General features: G+C 67.6%; 6 protein-coding genes. 5 read left to right on the forward strand and 1 reads right to left on the reverse strand.

The window, feature by feature from the left end:
• Nucleotides 1-71: 71 nt before the first annotated feature.
• A complete protein-coding gene (malQ, locus tag KXD98_RS13565; protein WP_260758895.1) occupies nt 72-2,210 on the reverse strand; it encodes a 4-alpha-glucanotransferase in 2,139 nt (712 codons plus the stop codon).
• An 80-nt stretch (nt 2,211-2,290) separates the two neighbouring features.
• Here malQ and KXD98_RS13570 point away from each other — a divergent pair, with 80 nt between their 5' ends.
• The 5 genes from KXD98_RS13570 (at nt 2,291) to KXD98_RS13590 (ending at nt 8,412) form a co-directional block, all read left to right on the forward strand.
• Nucleotides 2,291-3,505 (forward strand): MFS transporter, encoded by a 1,215-nt coding sequence (locus KXD98_RS13570; RefSeq protein ID WP_260758896.1) that lies wholly within the window; start codon nt 2,291-2,293, stop codon nt 3,503-3,505.
• 109 nt (nt 3,506-3,614) lie between these two features.
• Nucleotides 3,615-5,186 carry a carboxylesterase/lipase family protein gene (locus tag KXD98_RS13575; RefSeq protein WP_260758898.1) on the forward strand — a complete coding sequence of 524 codons (1,572 nt, stop codon included), beginning with the start codon at nt 3,615-3,617 and terminating at the stop codon, nt 5,184-5,186.
• 17 nt (nt 5,187-5,203) lie between these two features.
• A complete protein-coding gene (locus tag KXD98_RS13580) occupies nt 5,204-6,133 on the forward strand; it encodes a sterol desaturase family protein (protein ID WP_260758900.1) in 930 nt (309 codons plus the stop codon).
• A gap of 10 nt (nt 6,134-6,143) precedes the next feature.
• Nucleotides 6,144-7,553 (forward strand): FAD-binding oxidoreductase, encoded by a 1,410-nt coding sequence (locus KXD98_RS13585; RefSeq protein ID WP_260758902.1) that lies wholly within the window; start codon nt 6,144-6,146, stop codon nt 7,551-7,553.
• Between the two features lie 226 nt (nt 7,554-7,779).
• On the forward strand, nt 7,780-8,412 hold the full coding sequence (locus KXD98_RS13590; protein WP_260765188.1) for a S1 family peptidase: 633 nt from the start codon (nt 7,780-7,782) through the stop codon (nt 8,410-8,412).
• The last annotated feature ends 24 nt before the right edge of the window (nt 8,413-8,436 follow it).

The following is an 8,436-nucleotide window of genomic DNA, read 5'->3' on the forward strand; positions in this document are numbered from 1 at the left end:
TCGCAGCGGTGTCGATTGTGAAACCGCTGCGGACGTGCCCAGCGTTACACGCTTGTCCTCCGACCGCAGCGTCAGAGGCCGGCCGCGGCGGTCCGCATGGCCTCACACAGCCTGGCCGCGGTCGCATCCTCGAACACGTCTTCCAGCAGCACCTGCCGGCCCTCGGCGTCGCCCAATGGAACACGCCAGTTGGGATACTCGTCGGTGGTGCCCGGCTGGTTCTGGGTGCGTACCTCGCCGACGGCGTCGGCCAGCGACAGCGCCAACAGCCGCGACGGTGTCCGCCCCAGATAGCGATGAAGCGCCAGCACCACCGCGGCCACGTCGGCGTCCTCGGCGAGCAGGCCGACGCGGCGGAGTTCGGCCAGCCAGGCCGCCTGCTGCGCCCGATCACCGGCCAGCTCCTCGGCGGCCGGACGGGTCAGCAGGCCCAGTCGGTCACGCAACCGCACGTGCTCACCAGCCAGGTAACCCGCGGTGGGCGGCAGATCATGGGTGGTCACCGCCGATAGGCAGAACTCGCGCCACCGTTCGGCAGGAATCGGGCTGCCGTCACCCTCGTGATCGTTTTCGAACCACAGGATCGAGGTGCCGAACAGTCCACGGTCGCGCAGATAGTCCCGGACCCAGGGCTGCACCGTGCCCAGATCCTCGCCGACCACGACCGCGCCGGCCCGCTGCGCCTCGAGCGCGACGATGCCGATCATCGCCTCGTGGTCGTAGCGCACGTAGGTGCCGTCGGTCGGCGGCACGCCCTGGGGAATCCACCACAACCGGAACAGTCCGATGATGTGGTCGATGCGCACCCCGCCGGCATGCCGCAGCACCGCGTTGACCAGTGCCCGGAACGGCTCGTACGCCTGCTCGGCGAGCCGATCGGGCCGCCACGGCGGCTGCGACCAGTCCTGGCCGAGCTGATTGAACTCATCGGGGGGTGCTCCGGCGGTAACACCGAGCGCCAACGCGTCCTGCAGCGCCCACGCATCGGCTCCGTTCGGGTCGACCCCGACCGCGAGGTCACCCATGATGCCCAGCTCCATCCCCGCCGACAGCGCCCTGGCCTGCGCTGCGGTGAGCTGCTCATCGAGCAGCCACTGCAGCCACCGGTGGAAATCCACCTCGGCGACATGCTCGGCGGCGAACTTGGCGACCGCACCGCTGCGGGGGTGCTGCAACTCCTCGGGCCACGCGTGCCAGTCCGCGCCGTACTGCTCGGCCAGCGCGCACCAGATCGCGAAATCGTCGAGGCTGGCGCCCTCACGCTCGCAGAAGGCCTGATACGCGATCTCACGCCCGGCCGAGAAATCAACCAGATACACCGACTCCAGCGCGGCTCGCTTGGCCTTCCAGGCGCGGTCCCGCTCGATCAGAGTGGATCGCTGCGCACGGGCCTGCACCTGCTCGCGAGCCTTGCGGATCCGGCCTCGGTGTCGTATCTGGGCGTACTCGGGAACGGCTTCGACCCGCAGATAGATCGGGTTGACGAAACGACGTGAGGTGGGCAGGTAGGGCGAAGGCTCCATCGGCGCGGTCGGTGCTGCTGCATGCAGCGGGTTGACGAGCACGAAACCCGCGCCGTGCCGCGCTGCCGACCACACGGCCAGATCGGTCAAATCGGTCAGGTCCCCGATGCCCCACGAGTTGCGTGAGCGTGCACTGTAGAGCTGGGTGACCAGGCCCCAGGTGCGCCCGGCTCCCAGACGTGGCGGCACGTCGAGGCGCGCGGGGGTCACGATCACCGAGGTGCTGGTCTGGAAGGTGTCGACCTGCAGATGCAACCGGTGGTAACCCAGCGGCAGGTCCGCAGGCAGCTCGAACGTCGCTTCGCCCACCAGTCGGCCATCGAGATCGTATGGCGACGTGTAGTTTTCGAGCTGTCGCAGGCCGGTGCGGGTGGTGCCGTCCTCGAGCGTCAGCCAGAGCGTGACCGGATCGCCATGGGTGACGTGCACCCAGAACGGCGTCGCCGCCCCGGCGCGGGCAATGACCGACGGCGGCAGCGAGCGCGCCCAGTGTTTGCGGTCATGGTCTTGCAGCCCGGCAGCACGCTCCTGCTCGGTCGCCGCCGGCACGTCCAGAGCTGCGAGAACAGCCACCAAGGTGGACTGCGCCACCGGCACCGTTTGGCCGCGCCAGTCCTGGTATTCGGTGGCGACGCCGTAGCGCTGCGCGAGCTCGGACAGCGATGACGGGCACGTGAGTTCGGCCATGGCGCCATCTTGCCCCGTCGACGGCGATCGCAAACGTCGAGCGGATCGGCTGCCGTCGTGCTTCGGTAGGGTCGACGACCATGGCGCCGGACCGTCTGGATGTCAACGGGGCGCCCACGAGGCGAGCGCGGGTGGCCATTGCCGCGGTGTTCCTCACCAACGGCGCGCTGTTCGCCAATCTGCTGCCTCGGTACCCGGAGATCAAGACCGACCTGACGATGTCCAATGCGCTCTACGGCGCTGCGGTGGCCTCGTTCTCGGCCGGCGCGCTGCTGGCCGGGCTGACCGCAGCCGCCATGATCCGCCGCTTCCGCTCCGCGCCGGTGGCGTTGGTCACCACCTATCTGCTCGCGGGGTTCCTGGTGGCCGCCGCGGCCGCACCTTCACCAGCGCTCTTCGCCGCCGCCCTGTTCGTCGCCGGGGCCAGCGATGCCGTCACGGATGTGGCCCAGAATGTCAACGGCCTTCGGCTGCAACGCCACTACGGACGTTCGATCATCAACTCGCTGCACGCGGTGTGGGCGCTGGGCGCCATCCTCGGTGGGCTGATGGGCGCAACGGCCATTGCGCTCGACGTGCCGCGGACCGCGCACCTCGGGGTGGCTGCGGTCGTGTTCTGCATCGTTGTCACCGTGGCCTATAGAGATCTGCTGAAGGGGCCGGATCACGAGCAGCACCCGTCGGCGGCAACATCCGGCAGGCGGGAGCGCCATCCGGCGGTCTACCTGTCGTTACTGGTGCTGGTCCTCATCGCTATCGCCGGTATCACCGTCGAGGACGCCGGAAACACCTGGGCGACATTGTATTTGCGGGACAGTCTGGGGGCACCGGCCGCCGTGGCCCCGATGGGCTATGTCGCACTGGTGACGTTCATGTTCATCGGACGGGTGACTGGTGACCGACTCGTCGACCGGTTCGGGGAACGCGCTGTGGTCCGGTGCGGGGGATTGCTGGCCGCCACCGGAATGGGAGCGGCCCTGGCGTTCCCGTCGGTACCGTTGACCATCGTCGGCTTTGCCTTGGCAGGCCTGGGTGTGGCCACCGTCGTGCCCGCGGCGATGCGCGCGGCTGACGAGCTGCCGGGCCTGCGCGCGGGTACCGGGCTGACCATCCTGAGTTGGTTGATGCGTGGCGGACTGCTGGGCGCCCCGCTGCTGGTCGGGGTGATTGCCGACGCGACCAGCCTGCGCTTGGGTCTGCTCACGGTGCCGGTCGCCGGTGTGGCGCTGGTCGCATTGGCCGGCGCGCTCAGTGCGCCGCGCCGACGAGCCCCGAGTCGTCGGCATTTGCAGTGATCGTCGGCCTATTCTGGGAGCCACCGACTTCTCGGGCGAGCCGCGTGGGCGGAGACGATCAAGCCCGCTGGTACAGTTACGTACCAGCAATTGATTCGAGGAGCTCGGCATGACCGCGGAGGCGACAACCCGCAGCGACCAGGTGACGAGGCCGGTCGTCGACACCACCTACGGCCCGGTGCGCGGCGTCGACGACGGAACCGTCAAGGTATGGAAAGGGATCCGGTATGCCGCCGCCCCGGTAGGGGATCTGCGGTGGCGCGCTCCGCAGCCCCCGGCGCGGTGGACCGAGCCCGCCGACGCCAGTCGGGTCAGCCCAGTGTGTCCGCAGCCCACCGACGCCCAGCTGCCCATCGACCTCGGCGCCCCGCAAGGCGAGGACTTTCTGACGCTCAACATCTGGGCCCCGCCAGGCACCGAGGCCGGCGACGAGAAGCCCGTCATGGTGTGGGTGCATGGCGGCGCCTACGTGCTGGGGGCGGCCAGCCAACCGCTCTACCACGGTCGCCGACTCGCCGTCGAAGGCGACGTTGTGGTCGTCACCATCAACTACCGGCTCGGCGCGCTGGGGTTTCTGGAATTGCCGACCGTCGGCGCCGACTCCGACCAGTTCACCACCAACGTCGGGGTACGCGATGTGCTGGCCGCCCTGCAATGGGTCTCCGACAACATCGCCGCCTTCGGCGGTGCCTCCCACCAGGTCACCGTGTTCGGCGAGTCGGCCGGCGGTGCGATTGTCACCACCCTGCTGGCCAGCCCGGCAGCAGGCGGGTTGTTCCACGCTGCCATCGCCCAGAGCCCGCCGGTCACCTCGTCCTATGAATCGGACCGCGCTCGCCGGGTCGCCGAACGATTCCTCGATGTCGTCGGTGTGGGCCCCCGCGATATCGCCGAGTTGACCCGGCTACCGATTCAGACCGTCGTCGCCGCGTCGCGCAAGGTATTCGACGAGATCCCGGTGCGTACCCCAGGGACCCTGGCGTTCGCCCCGATCGTGGACGGCGATGTCGTGCCGGACTACCCGGTGCGCGTCGCGCAGTCCGGCAACACCCACCCGGTGCCGCTGATCATCGGCACCAACAAGCACGAAGCGGCGCTTTTCCGGTACATGAAACAACCGCTGATGCCGATCACTCCCGAGTCGGTCAAGGCCATGTTCGCCGAGATCGCCGCCGAACAGCCAGAGCTGCCGCTACCCAGCGAAGATGAGCTGAAAGACACCTACCGCGGTCGCGGAAAAAGCAGCGGAATGCGGGTCTCCAGCGACATCGGCTTCCGGATGCCCTCGATCTGGTTCGCCGACGGGCATCGCGCCGCCGCCCCCGTCTACCTGTACCGGTTCGACTTCTCCACCCCGCTGCTGCGTGCGGTGGGACTGCACGCCGCCCACGCCACCGAACTGCCTTATGTCTGGGGCAATCTGAGGGCGGGTCGCAAAGATCCGACCTTCGCCCTCGGCGGACTCAAGGCGGGTAAGGAGGTCTCCCGCCGCCTGCGCGCGCGCTGGACCAACTTTGCCCGCACCGGGCAACCGTCTGCTGCCCCCGGGGAGCCGCAGTGGGATCCCTATGACGACGACCGGCGCGCCACCCTGGTGATCGACAAGCAAGACAGTGTCGTGCACGACCTCGATGCACCTGTGCGCCGCGCCTGGGGTGACGACATCCTGAGCTTCCGTTAGCGGGAGGCGGACTGCGTATGGATCTCCTCAACGCCCTGCCCCCACAGATGCGCGAGCCGGTACTGTTCGCCGTCCCGTTCTTCCTGCTGTTGCTGGCCATCGAGTGGACAGCGGCGCGCAAGCTCGAACACCTCGCCGATGCCGACCGCCCTGGGCGTGGCGCCCACCTGACCCGCGATTCGTGGGCCAGCGTGTCCATGGGTCTGGTGTCGATGCTGACGATGAGTGCATGGAAGTTCTTGGCACTGTTGGGATATGCGGCGATCTACACCTATGTGGCGCCCTGGCAGCTGTCGGCCACGCAGTGGTACACCTGGGTGATCGCTCTGGTCGGGGTGGACCTGTTGTTCTACCTCTATCACCGGATGGCCCACCGGGTGCGCCTGGTGTGGGCCACCCACCAGGCGCACCACTCCAGCGAGTACTTCAACTTCGCCACCGCATTGCGCCAGAAGTGGAACAACAGCGGCGAGATCCTGATGTGGCTGCCGTTGCCGCTGCTGGGCGTGCCGCCGTGGATGGTGTTCTTTGCCTTCTCGATCAGCTTGATCTACCAGTTCTGGATCCACACCGAACGCATCGGCACCCTGTGGCGTCCCATCGAGTTCCTCTTCAACACACCGTCACATCACCGGGTGCACCACGGGATGGACGCCGAATACCTGGACAAGAACTACGGCGGCATCCTGATCATCTGGGATCGCCTGTTCGGCACGTTCCAGCCGGAGACGTTCCGGCCGCATTACGGGCTGACCAAGCCGGTCGGAACCTTCAACATCTGGAAACTGCAGACTCACGAGTACGTGGCGATCGGCCGCGATGTCCGCGGCGCACGCCGACTGCGGGACCGACTCGGCTTCGTCTTCGGCCCACCCGGATGGCAGCCGGCGCCGGCACCCGCGTCAAAGCCGGCGACAACGCTGACGACCTCCGATGCCGCGACGTAGTCTGCGCACTGTGCAGACCGTTTTCGATGCCCGGGTCGATTCAGCCCTGATCGACCGCGCACTGTCTGAGACCGCATTCGGGTCGATGTGGCTCGATGTGGTCGCGCGGCCCGAATTCGGCACCCCGGCGGGACCGGTCACCTGCGACCTGCTGGTGATCGGTGGCGGCTACACCGGGTTGTGGAGTGCACTGCACGCTGCTCGTCGACATCCCGACCGCCGCATCGTGTTGATCGAGGCCGACCGGATCGGGTGGGCCGCATCGGGACGCAACGGCGGTTTCGTCGACGCCAGCCTCACCCACGGCTATGACAACGGGAAATCTCGCTGGCCCGAGGACATCGACCTGCTCGAGACGATGGGGATCGAGAACCTCGACGCGATGGGTGCCGAACTCGACGAGTTGGGCCTCGACGCCGAATGGCAGCGCACCGGGATGCTGTCGGTGGCTACCGAACCGCACCAGGTCCAGTGGCTGCGCGAGGCGGCCGATGAAGGCCAAGGTCGGTTTCTCGATCTGCGAGAGGTGCGTGCCGAAGTGCACTCGCCGACCTACCTGGCGGGCTTGTACAGCCCTGACTCGTGTGCGCTGGTGCACCCGGCCAAGCTCGCCCTCGAACTGGCCCGAGCCTGTCGCGACTCAGGTGTCGAGATTTTCGAACACACCACCGCCGCCAAGATCGTCTCCGGCGGCGCCGCGCTGCGCGTGCACACCGACGGACCAGTGATCACCTGCCGCCACGTTGTGCTGGGCACCAACGTGTTTCCCAGCCTGCTGCGGCGCAATCGGCTCTACACCGTGCCGGTGTACGACTACGTGCTCGCCACCGAACCGCTGACCGAGGCCCAGCTCGACCGCATCGGGTGGCAGGGACGTCAAGGCATCGGTGATTCGGCCAACCAGTTCCACTATTACCGCCTGTCGGCGGACAACCGGATCGTCTGGGGCGGATACGACGCCGTCTACCACTACGGCCGACGCGTCGAAGCGGCCTACGAGGACCGGGCAGAGACCTACCGACGGTTGGCTGCGCACTTCTTCCTGACCTTCCCGCAACTCGATGACGTCCGGTTCAGCCATCGGTGGGCCGGGGCCATCGACACCAACACCCGGTTCTGCGCGCACTGGGGACTGGCCCGTGAAGGTCGCGTCGCCTACGTCAACGGCTTCACCGGGCTGGGGGTGGGCGCGGCGCGGTTCGCTGCCGACGTCTGCCTGGACCTACTCGACGGTGAGGACACCCCGCGCACCCGTTTGCAGATGGTGCGTCGTAAGCCGCTGCCGTTCCCTCCCGAACCGCTGGCTTCAGTAGGTATCCAGGCCACCCGCTGGTCGCTGGACCGTGCCGACCATAACGGTGGGCGCCGTAATCTTCTGCTGCGCACCCTCGACGCTGCAGGCCTGGGCTTCGACTCATAGCACCCGCCGCCCTGTAACACGGCTTTATCGAACCGCGATGAGCCAGTTACACCAGCCGCCACCGCGGGTATCTAGCGATATCGGCGCACACGCGGCGTAGCCAATACCTCATCACACGGGGAGAGCGGAGGAGGCTGTGTCTGTTCGGTCGTCGAAGGGATCGCTGCGGCACGTGCTGCAGGCTCTGCTGATCGCCCTGGCGCCGGTGATCGCGTTGGTGGTGCCGATGACCCCGGCCAACGCCGAGCCCGGCGTGCTGGTGCATCCCGGTATGGAGATTCACCAGGACTCGGTGCTGTGCACCCTCGGCTGGGTGGACCCACAGACGCGCATCGCCTATACCGCCGGTCACTGCCGAGCGTCCGGGACCGTCACCGACAAGCACGGGACCTTCATCGGGGCCCAAGGCCCGTACCGTGACAACACCCCGGACGGCACCACCGTCGACACCAACCACCAGATCACCGACTGGCAGGTCATCAACTTGGCTCCCGAGGTCGTGATCAACAACGTGCTGCCCGGCGGCAAGGTGCTGGTGACCGACCCGTCGGTGCTGCCGGTGAAGGGAATGCCGGTGTGTCACTTCGGTGTCGTGACGGGGGAGAGTTGCGGCACCGTCGAGTCGGTCAACAACGGCTGGTTCACCATGGCCAACGGTGTCGTGAGCCGCAAAGGGGATTCCGGCGGGCCGGTCTACACGCCCACCCCTGACGGGCGCACCGTGCTGATCGGCATCTTCAACAGCACCTGGGGCACCTTCCCGGCCGCGGTGTCCTGGCAGGTTGCCAAACAGCAAGCGCAAGAGGACACCATCTCGGCAGCCGCGGCGACGATGGCCGCCGTGCAAGCGCAGCCGTAGTCTTCTTGAGGTTCTGCCAGTTGG

Origin of the sequence: Mycobacterium sp. SMC-4 (genome assembly GCF_025263265.1) — a bacterium.
Lineage (GTDB): Bacteria > Actinomycetota > Actinomycetes > Mycobacteriales > Mycobacteriaceae > Mycobacterium.